16 protein-coding genes and 1 tRNA gene are annotated in these 17,576 nt (G+C 61.5%); all 17 read left to right on the top strand.

The genetic code is table 11. The features are described from left to right. The first annotated feature begins 160 nt into the window (after window positions 1-160). Complete coding sequence (locus tag J0M27_RS00075; protein ID WP_287653887.1) at window positions 161-967, top strand: efflux RND transporter periplasmic adaptor subunit; 807 nt, start codon at window positions 161-163, stop codon at window positions 965-967. A gap of 221 nt (window positions 968-1,188) precedes the next feature. Then, a complete protein-coding gene (locus J0M27_RS00070; RefSeq protein WP_287653886.1) occupies window positions 1,189-2,550 on the top strand; it encodes a TolC family outer membrane protein in 1,362 nt (453 codons plus the stop codon). 129 nt (window positions 2,551-2,679) lie between these two features. Then, the gene (locus J0M27_RS00065) at window positions 2,680-4,554 is read left to right on the top strand and encodes an efflux RND transporter periplasmic adaptor subunit (RefSeq protein ID WP_287653885.1); all 1,875 of its coding nucleotides are present in this window, start codon (window positions 2,680-2,682) and stop codon (window positions 4,552-4,554) included. 183 nt (window positions 4,555-4,737) lie between these two features. Beyond that, window positions 4,738-6,885 carry a hypothetical protein gene (locus tag J0M27_RS00060; RefSeq protein WP_287653883.1) on the top strand — a complete coding sequence of 716 codons (2,148 nt, stop codon included), beginning with the start codon at window positions 4,738-4,740 and terminating at the stop codon, window positions 6,883-6,885. Beyond that, complete coding sequence (locus J0M27_RS00055) at window positions 6,878-8,872, top strand: preprotein translocase subunit SecA (protein WP_294986253.1); 1,995 nt, start codon at window positions 6,878-6,880, stop codon at window positions 8,870-8,872. Before J0M27_RS00060 ends, J0M27_RS00055 begins: the two co-directional genes overlap by 8 nt. Window positions 8,873-8,964: 92 nt before the next feature. Next, window positions 8,965-9,049, top strand: a tRNA-Leu gene (locus J0M27_RS00050). Window positions 9,050-9,235: 186 nt separating this feature from the next. Next, entirely contained in the window at window positions 9,236-10,474 is a 1,239-nt protein-coding gene (locus J0M27_RS00045; RefSeq protein WP_287653880.1) for an integrase arm-type DNA-binding domain-containing protein, read from the top strand. Window positions 10,475-10,552: 78 nt separating this feature from the next. Further along, window positions 10,553-11,335: a hypothetical protein gene (locus J0M27_RS00040; RefSeq protein WP_287653879.1), complete on the top strand. Its 783-nt coding sequence runs from the start codon at window positions 10,553-10,555 to the stop codon at window positions 11,333-11,335. A 150-nt stretch (window positions 11,336-11,485) separates the two neighbouring features. Next, complete coding sequence (locus J0M27_RS00035; RefSeq protein WP_287653877.1) at window positions 11,486-11,731, top strand: AlpA family transcriptional regulator; 246 nt, start codon at window positions 11,486-11,488, stop codon at window positions 11,729-11,731. Window positions 11,732-12,164: 433 nt separating this feature from the next. Further along, complete coding sequence (locus J0M27_RS00030) at window positions 12,165-12,923, top strand: hypothetical protein (RefSeq protein WP_287653876.1); 759 nt, start codon at window positions 12,165-12,167, stop codon at window positions 12,921-12,923. 92 nt (window positions 12,924-13,015) lie between these two features. Continuing rightward, window positions 13,016-13,375: a hypothetical protein gene (locus J0M27_RS00025; protein ID WP_287653875.1), complete on the top strand. Its 360-nt coding sequence runs from the start codon at window positions 13,016-13,018 to the stop codon at window positions 13,373-13,375. Window positions 13,376-13,419: 44 nt separating this feature from the next. Then, entirely contained in the window at window positions 13,420-13,725 is a 306-nt protein-coding gene (locus tag J0M27_RS00020; protein WP_287653874.1) for a phage tail assembly protein, read from the top strand. Window positions 13,726-13,736: 11 nt separating this feature from the next. After that, on the top strand, window positions 13,737-13,853 hold the full coding sequence (locus tag J0M27_RS00015; RefSeq protein ID WP_287653872.1) for a GpE family phage tail protein: 117 nt from the start codon (window positions 13,737-13,739) through the stop codon (window positions 13,851-13,853). A 272-nt stretch (window positions 13,854-14,125) separates the two neighbouring features. Then, window positions 14,126-16,393 (top strand): phage tail tape measure protein, encoded by a 2,268-nt coding sequence (locus J0M27_RS00010; protein ID WP_294986249.1) that lies wholly within the window; start codon window positions 14,126-14,128, stop codon window positions 16,391-16,393. Between the two features lie 31 nt (window positions 16,394-16,424). Then, on the top strand, window positions 16,425-16,781 hold the full coding sequence (locus J0M27_RS21305) for an ogr/Delta-like zinc finger family protein (RefSeq protein WP_287653868.1): 357 nt from the start codon (window positions 16,425-16,427) through the stop codon (window positions 16,779-16,781). After that, window positions 16,778-16,990, top strand: coding sequence for an ogr/Delta-like zinc finger family protein (locus J0M27_RS21300; RefSeq protein WP_287653867.1), 213 nt, complete (start codon window positions 16,778-16,780; stop codon window positions 16,988-16,990). The genes J0M27_RS21305 and J0M27_RS21300 overlap by 4 nt, the downstream gene beginning before the upstream one ends. Window positions 16,991-17,088: 98 nt before the next feature. Beyond that, entirely contained in the window at window positions 17,089-17,484 is a 396-nt protein-coding gene (locus J0M27_RS00005; RefSeq protein WP_287653866.1) for a hypothetical protein, read from the top strand. The last annotated feature ends 92 nt before the right edge of the window (window positions 17,485-17,576 follow it).

Raw genomic sequence — 17,576 nt, 5'->3', positions numbered from 1 at the left:
CCTGTCCGGGATTGGATGGCGGCGCGGATTCACGCTGCACGAAAACGGGTGGACAGCTGGTCGTTGGCGGGCTATGAATAGAGTGGTAGCATCCCCCCCGCCTGATGGTCGGGCAGGTGGTTCAAGGAATATTCGCACTCCTCTTTCGGCAGAAAACCCAATGAAAAACATTTTCGGCGAATGCCTCAAGGGCATCATCGCTGGCGGCGTGGCGATGGTCGCGCAGGCTACGATGGCGCAGGCCCAGTCGGTGCCTGGTGCTGCGTCGGTGACGGAAGCACGCAGCTTCGAGATGATCCGGCCGAGCGGCGAGTTGGAGTGCCTCGTCGAGCCCTTCATGACGGTCAATGTCGGCAGTCCGGTCGATGGAGTCCTGGAACTGGTGGCCGTCAATCGGGGCGACCGCGTACGCAAGGGGCAGGTGGTCGCCAAGTTGCAAGCCGGTGTCGAGGCGGCGGCGGTCAATCTGACCGAAGCGCGTGTCGAGTTCGGGCGCCGCCGTGTGGCACGCATCGACAGCCTCCTCGAAAAGCAGTTGATCTCCGCCCAGGAAAGCGACGAACTGGCAACGGAAGTCAAACTGCGCGAAGAAGAGCTCAAGAAGGACCAGGAAGCGCTCAAGTTGCGCACCATCTTCAGTCCGATCGATGGTGTCGTGGTCGAGCGGCGCCTGGCACCGGGGGAACTGGTCCGTTCGGATAAATCCGTCGTTTTGAGGCTGGCACAGATCAATCCGCTTAACGTGGAAGTCATCGCGCCAGCCCGACTGTTCGGTTCGGTGCGGGTCGGCATGTCCGGCCAGGTGAGCCTTGCACCGTTTTTCCCCGGCACCCACCAAGCGAAAGTCGTCGTGGTAGACAAGGTGATCGACGCGGCCAGCGGCACCATGGGGGTGCGCCTGCAACTGCCGAATCCGGACTACAAGATTCCGGCCGGCATCAAATGCAGCGTCGTTCTCGGAAGATAGGTGAGACTGCGCGGCTTGTATAATTTACATCTAAGGAAACAATGATCAAGCGACAGATCGTCATTCCGGCGAAAGCCGGAATCCAGAGAAATCAAGGCCCTGGACACCGGCTTTCGCCGCTGTGACGGCTCAATCGGCACTTCCCGTACGCATTCTTACGTGCCCTGATGCGCGGATGTTCGCCGCCAAGGCGCAATTCCGGATTGACTTTGGATGGAACCGTGACTACAGATCGTTATATCGCCGCTCCTGTCGGGCACTGGATGCATATCGTGGCGTGGGCATGTACCGCGCTCCTGTTGCCCATGCCCGCGCGGGGCGAAACCTTGCTGGAAGCCTATTCACTGGCCCGCCAGAACGATCCGAAGTTTCGGGTCGCTCAGGCCGAAAGCCGGGCGAGCAGCATGGCCATCGACCAGGCACGCGCGGGATTCCTGCCGACGATCAAACTCGACATGGAGGCGACCGAAACGCGCCAGCGCGTGCTCAGCAGCCAGAACATCACCTTCAATGCCGGGGTTGCTACCTTTCCGACCAAGAACTACACGCTGTCGGTGAATCAGCCGATCTTTAGGCTGGATGCGATCGAGCGCTTCGAGCAGGCCAAGGCGGTGGTCAAACAGGCCGAGTACACGCTGCTTGCGGCCGAGCAGGACATGTTGTTGCGCACCACCGCAGCCTATCTGGTGGTGCTTGCCGCGACCGACAACCTGACATTGGCCAGTGCGGAGCGCGAAGCGGTGGGCAAGGTGCTGGAATTGGCGCGGGCCAAGCTCAAGTCGGGCCTGGGCACCATCACCAACCAGCATGACGCGCTGGCACGATATTCGGCGGCGCAGGCGCGCGAGATCGAGGCGCGGCACAAACTGCGCGATGCGCGCCAGGGATTGCGCGAGATAACCGGCCGACTGATCGAGAGTGCTCAGGTATTGCGCGAAGATTTTCCGCTCGAGACGCCAGAACCGGCGGCGGTCGAGCCTTGGGTCGAGGCGGCTCTGGAGCAGAACCTGCTATTGCGGGCCAGGCGCGAAGCGGTCCAGGTTGCGCATCAGGAGGTCCAGCGCCAGCGTGCCGGGCACTTTCCGAGCGTCAACCTGCTGGCTACGCACAACCAGCGCGATGCCGGCAGTACGCTGTTCGGCGGCGGCAGCGATACCGAGACGACCGACCTGACGGTGCGCCTGACCGTACCGATCTACGAAGGCGGGCTCACCAGCGCGGTTACCCAGGAAGCGGTGCACCGCTACCAGAAGTCCCAGGAAGAACTGGAGCAGGAACGCCGCGCCATTGAACGCGTGACGCGTGCGTCCTATGACGCCACGCTGAGCGGAGTGACGCTGGTCCAGGCGCTCAAGCAGGGCGTCGTTGCCCAGCAGAGCGCGCTCGAAGCGAAAACCGAGGGCCACAAGACCGGCCTGTATGCGCTGTTGCCGGTTCTCGATGCCGCGCGCGACCTGTACCTTGCCAAGCGCGATTACGCGCAGTCGCGTTACGACTACCTGTTCAACCGCCTGCGCCTCAAGCAGGCTACCGGCACACTTGCGGAATCCGACCTGGTGCAAATCAGTGCGGCACTTCATTGAATCACCCTGCAGGGTCGCGGTTCCATCGGGTCGATGCGCCACCAAGGCCTGCGTGTTGCAATGCATCGATACTTGTTGTTTCCCTTTGTCGGGAATGGCCTGAATCGATCCGGGAAATAGGATTTTCGAGTGACGACCGATGACGGCATTGCCCTGATAACCGATGCCCGACGGACAGCGGGCGACGGAAACGAGGAATCATTCGAATCGACGGCGTGGGCGCGGCTTGCCCATGCCGGCGATGCGCACAGCTTTGCCGCGGGTTGGCTCGATATCCAGTGTCGAGCTTTCGAGGGCGTCATTCGTGGCGCCGTCATCCTGCGTGCGTCCGAGGCGGCGGCTTTCGCGCCGGTTGCGGTCTGGCCCGAGGGAATCGAAGGCAGCCCCAAGCTCGCCGCGGTGGTCGAGCGGGCCCTGCAAGGTCGCCGGGTAGTGGTTGACGGCACCAAGCGCGTCCCGCGCCGCCAGGATCCGATATTCATCGCGCATCCCATCCTGGTCGACGACGAACTCTATGGTGCCGCCGCGCTGGAGATCGAAGGCCGCTCCGAGGGCGCGGTGCGCGACCTGGTGCAGCGCCTCGGCTGGGGCATCGGCTGGCTGGAGGCCCTGGCGCGGCGCAAGACCTTCACCAGCAAGGCGCGGCTGGTCACGGTGCTCGAAATCATCGCGACCTCGTTGCAGCACGAACGCTTTCAGGCGGCTGCGACGGCGGTGGCGACCGAGCTTGCGACCACCTTCGGTTGCGAGCGCGTCAGCCTGGGCTTCATGAAGGGGCGCCACATCCAGGTGCGGGCGTTGTCCCACAGTTCGGCCTTCGGCAAGAAAACCAACCTGGTGCGCGCCATCGAGGGCGCAATGGACGAGGCGGCGGACCAGCTGGCGACCGTCGTTTTCCCATCGCGCAAGGATGGTCCGTTCCAGGTTACCCGCGCCCATGCCGAGCTCCTCCAGCAACACGCCATCGGCGCGGTATGCACCATCCCCCTGACCGCCGGCGAGCGCGTGCTTGGCGCCCTGGTCCTGGAACTTCCGGCCGGCGCCGAGTTCGATGCGCGCACGGTGGAACTCTGCGAGCATGCCGCCTTGCTCGTTGGGCCGGTGCTCGATGTCAAGCGCAGGGAAGACCGCTGGCTGGCCGAGAAGGCCCTCGACAGCATGCGCACCCACTGGCGCCAACTGGTGGGGCCGCGCCATGCCGCGCTCAAGCTGTGGGCGCTGTTCGGTGCGCTGGCGCTGGCCTTTTTCTCCATCGTCGATGGCGACTACATGATTACGGCCGATGCCAGCCTCGAAGGCAAGGTGCAGCGCGCGGTCACTGCGGCCATGCAGGGCTACATCGTCGAAGCGCGGGCCCGCGCCGGCGACATCGTGCGCGAGGGCGACGTGCTGGCCGCCATGGATACCCGCGACCTGCGGCTCGAACGGCAGAAGGTGCTGAGCCAGGGCGCCCAGCAGGAAAGCGAGCGCCGCCAGGCCATCGCCGAGGGGAATCGCGCGCGCGCCGCGATCCTCGAGGCGCAGGGTGGGCAGGTACGGGCGCAGCTTACCCTGATCGACGAGCAGATTTCCCGCGCCCAGCTGGTGGCTCCCTTCGATGCCGTCGTCGTCAAGGGCGACCTCAGCCAATCGCTCGGCGCCGCGGTCGAGCGCGGCAACGTGCTGTTCGAACTCGCACCGCTGGATACGTACCGCGTCATCATGAAAGTGGATGAGCGCGACATCACCGAGGTCGCGGTCGGCAAGCCAGGCCGCCTCGCGCTGGCCAGCATGCCCAACGATGAATTCGAGCTGACAGTCGAGAAGATCACGCCGGTATCTGTGGTCGATCAGGGCCGCAACTTCTTCCGCGTTGAGGCCAGGGCGAAGGGCGCGATCGACAAGCTGCGTCCGGGCATGGAGGGCGTCGGCAAGATCCATGTCGAACGGCGCCGCCTGGTCTGGATATGGACCCACAAGCTGGTGCACTGGATGCGCATGTGGGTCTGGTCCTGGTGGCCGTAGAGCTATCGCCGATGGCTTCGACAGCCACTCGCAGATCATGAACCGCTCTCCCCCTTGCCAGACCATGGGCTCGCAACTTCGCCCCGCCCCCCTTCGCCCCCCTCGCGGGGGGTTACTGATCGGCTCGCTGCGCTCGATGTCACCAGCGACCCATTCTGTTATTTCACGTCGATCTGGCAGGTCGTGAGCGACACCCTTTTCAGTCCCTCCTGGTACCGGGTTGCATCGCTCAAGCCGAGGCTGCGCTCACACGCCAGAATCCTGCGCCAGTCGTTTCGCGACAAGGTCTGGTTCGTCCTCCAGGACTTTGCCGCCGAGCGTTCGCACCGCTTTTCGCCGGCGGCGCACCACTTCATCGGCCTGATGGACGGCGAGAAGACGGTGCAGGAAATCTGGGAGGCGACCAGCGCGCATCTGGGCGACGGCGCGCCGACACAGGAAGAGGTGATACGCCTGCTCGGACAGTTGCATGCCACCGACGTTTTGCTGTGCGACGTGCCACCCGACAGCATGGAAGTATTCCGGCGACACCAGAAGCATGAGCGCATGCTGTGGCGGCGCCGGCTGTGGACCCCTCTGGCGCTGCGCTTTCCGCTGCTCGACCCGGACCGCTTCCTGCAGCGGACGCTGCCGTGGGTGCAACCGCTGTTCGGCTGGTTCGGGATACTCCTCTGGCTTGCGGTGGTTGGCACCGGAGCCATGCTGGCGGCTTCCCACTGGACCGATCTGACGGAGAATATCGCCGATCGCGTGCTCGATCCGGGGAATCTCGTGCTGCTCTGGTTCGTGTATCCGGTGGTCAAGGCACTGCATGAACTCGGGCACGCCTACGCGATCAGGAAATGGGGTGGCGAGGTACACGAGATCGGCATCATGCTGCTGGTGTTGTCGCCGGTGCCCTACGTCGATGCCTCGGCTTCCTGGGGCTTCAACGACAAGCGCAAGCGCATGGTGGTCGGCGCCGCGGGCATCGCCGTGGAGCTGTTTCTCGGTTCCCTCGCCTTGTTCACCTGGCTCGTGGTGGAGCCGGGCGCGGTGCGGGCCATCGCCTACAACGTGATGCTGATCAGCGGCGTGTCCACCTTGCTGTTCAACGGCAATCCGCTGCTTCGTTTCGACGGTTACTACGTGCTCACCGATGCGATCGAAATGCCCAACCTGGGATCGCGCTCCAACCAGTATCTCGGCTACCTGTTCCAGCGATACGTTTTCGGCGTCGCCGATGCCGAATCGCCGGCGCATTCGACCGGGGAACGATTCTGGATGGTCGTCTATGGCATCGCGTCTTTCGTGTACCGGATATTCATCTCCTTCATCATCATCACCTTCATCGCCGGAAAGTTTTTTTTCATCGGGGTACTGCTGGCGATCTGGGCCATCGCGACGCAGGTGATGATGCCCATCGGCAAGTCCCTCTCGTTTCTCGTTTCCAATCCCGGCCTGCGGCGCCAGCGCGGGCGTGCGGTATCGACCAGCATCGCGCTTGCCGCGTTGGTGGCGGTCCTGCTGTTCGTCGCGCCGTTCCCGCACTGGACCCGCACCGAAGGGGTGCTCTGGGTGCCCGAGGAGGCACAGGTGCGGGCCGGGACGGAAGGCTTCATCGTCGACCTGCTGGCGCCGGCCGACGGCGAAGTCAGCCGCGACCAGCCGCTGGTTCGCGCCGAGGAGCCCTTTCTCGCGGCTCGCGTCGCGATGCTCGAGGCGCAGATGCAGGAGCTGATCGCCAAGTACGACGCTTCATTGACAATGGACCGGGTGCAGGCCGCCATGCTCCGCGAGCAGATCATCGCCGCCGAGGCAAACCTGCGGCGCAGCCGCGAACGCGCGGCCGACCTGGTGTTCCGCAGCCCGGCCAATGGCCGCTTCATCGTGCCGAATGCCGCGGATCTCGCCGGGCGCTTCGTCAGCAAGGGGCAGTTGATCGGTTACGTCGTGGAGCCCCGGGAACAGACCGCGCGCGTGGCGTTGTTGCAGGATGACATTGCCGTGGTGCTGCAGGAGACCCGGGGCGTCGAGGTGATGCTTGCAGGCTGGGGAGCCAGCCCGATGCCGGCGCGAATTCGCCGCCAGGTTCCGGGCGCCTCGCAACAGTTGCCGACCGCGGCGCTGGGCAGCGCGGGCGGGGGGCCGATCACGGTCGACCCGCGCGACGGCAAGGGCGTGACGGCGCTCAACCAGATTTTCCAGCTTGAACTGACACTGCCGGGTGAAGTGCGCACCGAATATCTCGGCGCCAGGGTCTTCGTCCGCTTCGACCATGGCTTTGAGCCCGTCGGATTCCAGCTCTATCGTGCCTTCCGACGGTTGCTGTTGAGGCAGTTCAATGTCTAGTACCACGCTGTTGCGGCCCGGGATCGCGCTCGGGCCGTATCCGCAGCGGGAGGATCTGCGCGACGGCTGGCTGGATCGCGCCGCCGCCGGCCTGGGGGGATTCATCCGGCAGCGCGTGTATGGGCGCAGTCCGGGGCGCGGCGAATTCATTTCCCTTGTCGATGGGGAGGGACAGCACCTCGTCGCCCTGACGGACAAGGAAATCCGTGAGTGCGTTCCCGACCTGCGGCGGCGCCTATACAGCGAGGGTCTGGACGAAGCACTGGTGGCGCGCAGTTTTGCCATCATCCGCGAGATATCCGGGCGCCGTCTCGGCATGCGGCCCTTCGACGTACAGCTTCTTGGTGGCCGCGTCATGCTGGAAGGCAAGATCGCCGAAATGGAAACGGGGGAGGGCAAAACCCTGACGGCGACCCTGCCGGCCTGCACCGCGGCGCTCGCCGGGATCCCGGTGCATATCGTTACGGTCAATGATTTCCTGGTGATGCGCGACGCGGCGTGGATGGCGCCGATCTACAAGTTCTTCGGCCTCAGCGTCGGCACCATCACCGAGGGCATGGCGCCCGAGGCCCGCCGCGCCGCCTATGCCTGCGACATTACCTATGGCACCAACAAGCAGATGGTGTTCGATTACCTGAAGGACCGCCTGATGCTCGGGCGCGACACCGGGCACATGCGGCTCCAGCTCGAAGCCCTGCACGCCGAACACTCGCACGCCAGCCGTCTGCTGCTGCGCGGCCTGTGCTTCGTCATCGTCGACGAGGCGGACAGCGTGCTGATCGACGAGGCGCGCACGCCACTTATCATTTCCAACGTCGGCGATACGAGCCAGGAAGAACAGGTTTACGCCGAAGCGGTGACCATGGCGCGGCAGATGGACACCGGTTCCGATTTCTCGATCCGGCCGCGCGAGCATGACGTCGAACTCACCGAGCGCGGGCGGCGTCGCGCCACCGAACTGGCGGAGCCTTACGGGGGGCTCTGGATGGGCCCGCGAAGGCGCGAGGAACTGATCCGCCGCGCGCTGGCCGCCCTGTACCTTTATCAGCGCGACAAGCAGTACCTGGTGCGCAACGGCAAGGTCCAGATCGTGGACGAATACACCGGCCGGGTGATGGCCGATCGCTCGTGGGAGCGCGGATTGCACCAGATGATCGAGGCGAAGGAGGGCTGCGCGATTACCGGTCAGCAGGAGACGCTCGCGCGCATCAGTTACCAGCGGTTCTTCCGCCGCTACCTGCGTGTGGCCGGGATGACCGGTACCGTCAGGGAGGTTGCCGGCGAACTCTGGTCGGTCTACCGACTGCCGGTGGTAACGATACCGACCAATCGTCCGGTACGGCGTCGGGGCATGCCCGACGAGGTCTACCTCACCGCCGAGGAAAAGTGGGCGACCGTGGTCGATCGATTGCGCCGGCTGCAGAACGAGGGTCGCGCCGTGCTGGTCGGCACGCGATCGGTCGCCGCGTCCGAGCATCTGAGCGCGCTGCTGTCGCTCGCCGGACTCGCCCACCAGGTGCTCAACGCCCGGCAGGACCAGGAGGAGGCCGAGGTGATCGCCCGCGCCGGCGAGCGCGGGCGCATCACGGTCGCCACCAACATGGCGGGTCGCGGCACCGACATCCGGCTGGCGCCGGGCGTCGCCGAGCTCGGCGGCCTCCATGTGCTGGCGACGGAACGCCACGACTCGCGGCGTATCGACCGGCAGTTGTTCGGGCGCTGCGGACGGCAAGGTGATCCCGGAAGTTTCCAGGTTGTCATGTCGCTCGACGACGAAATCTTCCACGACGTGTTCAAACCGCATGCCGAAAGGCTGCGCCAGCTGTTTCCGCGCGTCGGCGAGCCACTGCCGGGTTGGCTCGGCAAGCTGCTGGTGGATCTCGCGCAAGGCATTGCCGAGCGCCACCACGGCCGCGTGCGGCGCGAACTGTTGCGCGTCGACGACCAGTTGAGCGACCTGCTTGCGTTCACCGGGCGCAGCGAATAGCGATCATTCCTTCCGGGTTCGCGAAAAGTCGGCGCCGGCGGCACGGTAGAATCGCCTCGAATCCCGACCCGGACCACTCCATGAAACCCACTGCCCGGATGGTGAAATTGGTAGACACAAGGGACTTAAAATCCCTCGGCGCAAGCCATACCGGTTCGATTCCGGTTCCGGGCACCAAGAAATTGTTTAGGTAGAGCCAGTAACGTCCAGATCGAGAGGTATGGCAAGGGTTTTTCGTTGCCATGTTGTTTAGCTACATCCATCTTGATCCGCTGAAATCCGGGAAATTGTGGGGCATAATCGGGGGCATTCAGGCTGGCGGCCAGATGCCAATGAATGAAATGCCCCCGGGTGGAGGTCGATATGCTGACTGACATGAAAATCAAGAATGCCAAGCCAAAAGACAAGGCCTACAGGCTTACCGATGGGAGTGGCCTTTACTTGGAGATATCCCCGTCTGGTGGAAAGCTTTGGCGGTGGAAATATCGCTTCCAGGGTAAGGAAAAGCGCCTTGCTTTAGGGGTTTATCCAGATGTGCGCGGAGCTGGCGCACGGACCAAGGTTGTTGAGGCTCGGAAGTTGTTGGATGCGGGGACGGACCCGAGCGCTGAAAAAAAGGAACGCAAGCGGCGGGAGAGATTGGCGGCTGACAATAGCTTTAAGGCATTTGCCATTCTCTGGTACGAGAATGACTCGCCAACCATGGCTGCCAATACGAAATCCAAACTGAAACGCTGGCTCGAAGTCGACGTGTACCCTTGGATAGGATCGCGGCCAATTGCAGATATCACCGCCCCGGACTTGCTCGATATCATTCGACGGATACAGAGTAGGGGAGCATTGGACGTTGCCAAGCGGGTTCATAATCTTTGTGGCCGGATCTTCCGCCACGCTGTCGGCATTGGTCAGGCGAACCGAGATCCTTCGCGCGATATCGAGATCAGTCGAATCTTGCCCAAACGGAATGTCCGGCATCATGCATCCGTCACTTCGCCAAAAGAAGTCGGCGCCCTCATGCGTGCCATCGATGACTTCACCGGCGCATTTGTTACCCGTTGCGCGCTCAAGTTCGCTGCCTTGGTGTTTGTGCGTCCTGGCGAGCTTCGCAACGCCGTGTGGTCCGAGTTCGATTTCGACAAGGCGGAATGGCGCATTCCGGCCGGGAGGATGAAAATGCGAGAACAGCATATCGTCCCTCTCTCAAAGCAATCAATGGCGATACTGAATGAAATTCAGCAATTGACGGGGCACGGCCAGTACGTGTTTCCAAGCGAGCGTGGGCTTGGGCGATCCATGAGTGAAAACACGATCACTGGAGCGCTGCGGCGTCTTGGCTACACCAAGGATGAAATGACAGGGCACGGGTTCAGGTCGATGGCATCGACGATGCTTCATGAGCTTGGGTATCCGCATGCAGCGATAGAGCGTCAGTTGGCTCACGGCGAGCGGAATCGTGTTTCCGCGTCATACAACTTCGCGGAATATCTGCCAGAGCGACGGAAGATGATGCAGGAGTGGGCGGATTATCTCGACAAGCTCAAGGCTGGAGCGGAAGTGGTATCGATGCATAGTCGAGCGGCATTGAGTTTTCGCCACGCCTAGCCCGACGGGGCGAAAACCATGGTTTCCCTGCCGTGGCTGGCGTGGCTCCTGGATCAGGGGCGCAGATAGGGGGCGCGAATGAAAAATAGTAACGATCTCCGCGGCAAGCGCCTGATTGAGGAACGGACTCGCGACAATGGCCTGAAGCCGCGAGCGTTCCCTGAGGGAATTATTGCGCTTGTCGATCTAAGCGAACGGGCGGCGAGACGTGGCACGATTCCTCTGTTTCACCTACTCCAATTGGTGTCAGCAGGTGGTGGCCCAGTCTTGGATCCGGTGGATGATAAATACATAGAGCGAAGAAATCTAATCCTTGACGACTGGGTAAATGGAATCGGGCACCTCTTGTGGGTAGCTAAGCGCGATATCCGTGACGGAAAACTCAAGATCTTTCACCTCCCATCGTTGATCCAGATAAACGACGTGCCGGAGATCGTTGTTTGGCTTGATGAGCCCCACGCGCTAGAGGTTGACCTTCCCAAGATGATGGATCGAATTGGTCGCCTTGGTGGCGTTGTCGTCAAGATCGAGGACGCCCATCAGTGGATAAATGAAAGATGTCTTACTGTGTCCGAGTCGCTGCGCGATATTTTCAGCGTAGCGGTTGACGACGGTGGTGATGTCGCAGACGACAAACAGTCGGACGGCCACGACCCCAGAACAATGAAATTTCTTGAGGCAGGGAAGGCCCTCTGGAAGGCTTACGATCCTGCCGATCCCTCTACCGCTCCGAAGAGTAGCTATGTGGTCAAAACATTGAGAGATTTAGGCGCGACCCTCAGTAAAGCTCAGTCCGTAGACAAACTTCTACGTCCTCAGGGAATAAAGCCAGGCCCGCGAGGACGCCGTCAAGAAAAATAGTTGTGCGCACCATTGTTGGCCTGTAGTGGCGCAGCTTTTGCCGGTGCCGCGCAGTGCTGTACACCACTTACCAAAGTGCACTAGGGCTATTCACCAATAGGCTGAAAAACTAGGATCGCCCCGTACTCACTTGTACGGAGGCGATCCGCAATGAACCAACTTCCCGAGGTAGGCTTTCTTCGCCTACCGCAGATCATCGGCGATACCAAACGCGGTATCCCTCCGATCGTCCCAGTCTCAAAGTCGACTTGGTGGGCCGGTGTCAAATCTGGCCGCTACCCGCTTCCGGTCAAACTCTCCCCCAGAACGACGGCATGGCCGGTTGAAAGCATCCGTGCCTTGATTGAGCAAGCGACGGCATCGGGTAAGTCGCACCAGCCGCTGGCCGCTTCCTGAGCTATGCGGACCTTGCCCCCTCCTGTCTCGTTGGCGCCTAACAACGCCGCTGCGCCGATCCGCATTCCCATGGCGCACCAAATCGCAATCATTTCCGACGTCATCCCATGCCCCGGTTTGCCGCGCCTGTCGGCCTTTCCCCGCCCTCGTGCGCCTGCACGCGTCCCGGGCCGTAAAGCCGGCAGGCGTGGCGGGGGACACACCGCGCGCCGGGGGTTGGGGTGGAGGCCCGGCGACGGCGTCAGGGGCGGCGGAATGCGCGTTGCAGCCCCAGGGCGGGCTGCTGTGGGGCGATCACTTGACGGCTCGGGCGCCGACATGGGCGCCGGCCTGAGGGCAACAGCGGCGATTCTGACTGGCCGCGCATATCGAGCAACCGCAATCGGGGCAGCCACCACCGGCCGCCCTTTCTAACCTTGGAGATCCATACGAAATGAAAGAAGCCAACACCAAACCCGCTCAACCGATGGGCGACTACGTTCCCGGAATTCTGGACGATGAGAAAGCTGCGCTCGAAGCCATGGCGACAGCCAAGGCTGAGTTCGAGCGGCTCAGGGACAAATACGACGAGCTGGCACGCAGGCACCAGTATTTTGTCGACGAAGCCGCAAATGACGCCACCGAGTCAAGGAATGCGAACCTGAAGATCCGGGACTTTCTCCGCGAGCCATTCGAGGGAAGCCATAAGGAACTGATTACTCTTCGCGCGGAAATGCGCGAGAGCATCGAAATGATGGAGAACCACATTTTCCTCGCCGAAGAAATCAGCGCCCCCACTGCTGAGGTCAAGACGATGGCAGAGAAGGCCGCCAATAAATATCGGGCGGCGCGCACTGCGGCGATCGAGATCATTACCGACAACATGCTGAACGCTGCCATCGACAACTCCAGCAGCCTGAATCTCTTCATCGCGATGTACGCAAGGATTAAGGCATTCCAGGAAATGCCACAGATGGAAAGAACCTGGGAAAAACGCGGCTTTGATTCCCCAGAGAGCGCGGTCCTCTCGGATATCAATACGCGGATTGCCAGGTGCTTCCGGTCCTTGGACGAAGGCTACCTGGTGCAGATGCTCCCCGCCCCGATAAGTGAGTCCTTCGATGTTGGCGCTCTCGGTAATGGGACTCCGGCCTCCTGGCATAAGTCTCGCGTAATTGCTGCGGCAAACCCCGAGACCAGCGCCACCCAGTAGCAACCCCACCAGGGCGTCTTGGTAGCTGCGGAAATGTACAGCATGGCGCCCCGGCGAAACTCAACCTCAATACTTTCTCTGAAGGAAATGTCATGCCCAAAGTCATTGCAGTAGATCTGGATGGAACGTTGGCGAAGCGAACGACTGGTAGCGACATCGGTGCGCCGATACAAGCCATGGTGAATCGTGTCAAGCAATGGACCGATGCAGGGCGCGAAGTGGTGATCTTCACGGCGCGCGCATCGACACAGCATCGGCAGATACAAGCCTGGCTCCAATCGAACGACATGCCGATGCTGAATGTCACCAACATCAAGGACAACGAGATGATGGAGTTCTGGGACGACAAGGCAATCCGTGTCGAGCCCGATACCGGAGAGCCGTGCAGCAAATGCCTTGCCGCCAATAAGCGGAACGGCAACCACTCTTCGAATTCGCACACCGACTGCTGACCAGTCTTCGCTTTCTTCAATGCATAAACAACGAAAGGCACACCGTGAAAACCCAAGCCATCACCCTTGAACACCCGCTGTCCCGTGGCGAAACCAAGATCGGCACGCTTACGCTGCGCCGCCCGAATGCCGGGGCGCTTCGCGGAATCAGTTTGCGATCGATCATGGATATGGACGTGAGCGCCATCGCCATGCTGCTGCCGCGCATCTCCGAGCCCACCCTGATCGAGACCGACGTCGACGCCATGGATCCGGCCGACCTGCTGCAGGCGGGGATGGTGGTCGCAAGTTTTTTTCTCCCGCAGCGGCTCCTGGACGACGTGCAGAACCCTGGAACCTTCCCAACCTGATTGACGACGCCATGGCCGATATTGCAATCGCCTTCCATTGGCCGCCGTCAGCCATGAATGATATGAGCATCGAGGAACTGTCTGCCTGGCGCGAACGCGCACGGGTACGTTTAGGAGGTGAGGAATGAACTCAACACTCAGTCTGAAGGTGCTGTTCTCGGCAGTCGAAAAGGTGACAGCCCCTCTCAAGGCCATGCAGAAGGAAAGCAGCGCCACGGCAAAGGCGCTGAAGGGGGCGAAGGACGCAATGAAGGGTCTCAACGATCAGCAGAAGCTGATCGATTCCTGGCGCAGTACCGGCAAATCGATCAGCATCAACGCACAGGATCTGGAGAAAGCCCGTGCCTTGGTAAAGAAGCTCGGACAGGAAATGGACGCCACGGCTGCACCGACTGCCAAGATGCAGCGCGCCTTCAATGAAGCCACCAAGGACGCGAGGAATCTGGCCGCCACGGCAAGCCGCCTGCAGGAAAAGAAACAGGGGCTTCGGCACGAAATGTCGGCGCTGGGTATCGACACCAAGAAAGTAGCTGACTATCAGCGCGATCTGAAAGCCAGGATCGATGCGGCGACCGGCGCCGTCGACCATCAGTCCAAGGCGATGGACGCCCTCGGCAAGCGCCAGCAGGCCATGCACGCGGCGAAGGCGACCTACGACAAACAGATGGCCATGCGCGACAAGCTCGCCGGCGCCGGCACCAAGGCCATGGGTGTCGGCGCGGCCTTCAACGCTGCGGCGGCTGTTCCGGTCATTGCCTACGCCAAGGCGGAGGATGCTGCCACCCAGCTCAAGGTTGCGATGCTGCTGAAGGGCGGGAAGATTTCCGACGATTTCGAGAAGATCAACGCCCTGGCCGGAAAGCTCGGCAACCGCCTGCCCGGCACTACATCCGATTTCCAGGACATGATGACCATGCTGATCCGCCAGGGCATGCCGGCGAGGGCATTGCTTGGTGGCCTTGGCGAAGCCACGGCGTATCTCGCGGTACAGCTCAAGATGGCGCCAACGGCGGCAGCCGAGTTCGCCAGCAAGCTGCAGGATGCGACGCGAACGGCCGACAAGGACATGATGGGCCTGATGGATACCATTCAGCGCACCTTCTACCTCGGAGTCGACAGCAACAACATGCTGGAGGCCTTCAAGGGGCTGGGGCCGGTGATGGACATGATCAAGCAAAGAGGACTGGAGGGCACCAACGCACTGGCGCCCTTCGTCGTCATGATGGATCAGGCAGGCATGCGTGGCGAATCGGCTGGAAACGCCATTCGCAAGGTGGTCAGCAAGTCTCTCGACGTGGACAAAATCAAGAAGGTAACCGACGATCTCATGAAGGAAAAAGGGATCCGCCTCAAGCTTGATTTCACGAATGGCAAGGGGGAGTTTGGTGGCATTGAAAGGATGATGGGCGAGCTGGCCAAGCTCAAGAATTTCAACACGGTTCAGCGCATCGCGATCCTGAAGGATCTCTATGGCGACGACAAGGAGACCAACGAGGTTCTATCCAAGATCATCGAAAAGGGAATGGACGGCTATCGCGACGTGCAGGCCAGGATGGCCGCGCAAGCCGAGATCCAGGAGCGCGTCAACCTGCAGCTCAAGACATTAAACAACCTGTGGGACGCCGCCTCGGGAACCTTCACCAACGCCCTGGTTGCGTTTGGCGAATCGATCTCGCCAGAGTTGCATGCTGCGGCCGAATGGCTCGGTGAGCTGGCAGAGAAGACGCAATCCTGGGTCAAGGAAAACCCCGGGCTCGCGGGCGGCATGATGCAGGTGGTGAAATGGACCGGTCTGGCGGCCCTCGTCCTTGGCGGCGCGCTGGTGGCGTTTTCGGCCATCATCATTCCGATGGCGAGCCTGAAATTGGCGATGGCCTACCTCAACATTCAAGGCTTCGGCCTCGCTGCCATGCTCGGCAAGATCGGTTCGCTGTTCCCGCTGGTGGTGAAGGGGCTGCTGATCATTGGCCGCGCCATGCTCGCCAATCCGCTGGGGCTGCTCATTACCGGCGCGCTGCTGATTTACACGTATTGGGAGCCGATCCGCAAGTTCTTTGACAGCCTGTGGAGCGGGGTGGCCGCAGCGTTCAATCTTGCGAGCGCCGAATTCAAGACGTGGTGGGCAGAGACAAGTACCTGGTTTGCCAGCCTTCCGGCCAAGCTGATGGAGATCGGGGCCTTCATGATGGAGGGCTTGGCAAACGGCATCAAGAGCGGCTGGAAGTGGGTAAAGGAATCACTGGGAGGGCTGGCGAAGTTGATGCCCGGCTATGTCGAAAAGCCCCTCGATGTTCGGTCGCCGTCTCGCGTTTTTGAACGTATCGGCGGATACACCATGGCTGGCCTTCAAGAGGGCATCGAAGCCGCGCGCAAGGGACCGCTCGGGGCCATTGCCGATGCCGCACGTTTGCTCGCCGCCGCCGGCGCCGGGATTGTCATCAGCGGATCCGCTGCCGGTGCCTTACCGGTTATCGACACCAGGCCGCCCCTTGCGGTAGCTGGCCAGATGGGAAGCGGAAGCGGCTCAAGCCCTTACTTCAATTTCAACATCTACGCCGCGCCAGGCATGGATGAGCGAGCGCTCGCACAGGCGGTGCGCAGGGAGTTCCTCAGTCTCGAATACGAGCGAAGCGCGCAGCGCCGGGGCCGATTGACTGATTTGGAATAGCGGGCTGCGCCGACCACGGAACGGGACCACAATGAAGACTATCCAGACAGACGGGCGCTGGCGTGGCATAGACCAGGTCGCGGCCCCCTCGATCGGCAATCCGGCATACCAGGATCTGCTTGACAGGATCGAGTCGGGTACGCGAGGTATTCGAATCACTTGCCCCCACTGCAGACACGCGACGGTGATTCGCACCTCAAGGGCCGCGTCAAGGCTGACGCGGGAGAGCCAATGCGATTGCCGGAATCCGGACTGCGGGCACGTCTTCAGGGCTGTTACCGAAGTCGTCGAAACGATCGTTCCCAGCGGCACGCCCGACCCATCGGTATTCATTCCATCGATCTTCGTGCGCATCGGCAAGGCGGTACTGCATAGGAATGGCGCATGAGGATTACATGCCCGCACTGCAATGCGACAGTGAAAGTTCGCAGCAGCACACAGGTTTCATCTCTGATTCAGGAAGGGTATTGCCAGTGCACGAATATTGTGTGTGGGCACACCTTCCGCATAGTTACAGAGGTGGTTGCGACGATCGCCCCCAGTGCGGTCCCGGATCCTGATGTCTCTATCCAGAATAGCAGTCGACCGAGAACCTAGCGGGGGAATACAGAAAGCCGCGCACCTGATCGTTTGTACAGCAGTTCGCAGGATCCTTAGACAAAAAAATGGCTCCCAGAGGAGCCGAAAGGCCATACATGAAGAATGCCAACGTTATCGAAGGTCACGGCTGTCGACAAGGAGCATGGGCCGCGTTCGCCTTCTATTCATCGTTCTTACAACTTGACGCCGCCGCGCGATTGAACAAGAATGGCGCCGTTGCGCAGATAAACGCAACCGGGATTGGCATCCCGAAGTCAAGGCGGATAGGCCGCCAGCATTGCGGCTATTTTTTCGTCCGTCGTCATGGCACTCCCTCCTATGGGCGGGCCGTGTGGGGCAGCGCAAGCTGCGCCGGATCCTTGACCCGGTATGCCAACCTGCACGGTTCCGCCCACCCTCGATTGGCATCGGGGCTGCGGAAATTATCGACCGCTGTCAAGGAGCTCACCGCTATGTCTATTGATATTTCCGTAAAGCATGACAACTCTTGAGCATCTGAAACGTTGTGTCTCCAAGAGTGATATTGGAGAATGTTGTCATGGCACAAAAGCGGTTGAGCGAAGCGACAAAGAAGCGATTGAAG

Source organism: Sulfuritalea sp. (genome assembly GCF_017302275.1).
In the GTDB taxonomy this organism is placed as follows: domain Bacteria; phylum Pseudomonadota; class Gammaproteobacteria; order Burkholderiales; family Rhodocyclaceae; genus Sulfuritalea.
This window is presented reverse-complemented; position numbering and strand designations above follow the sequence as displayed.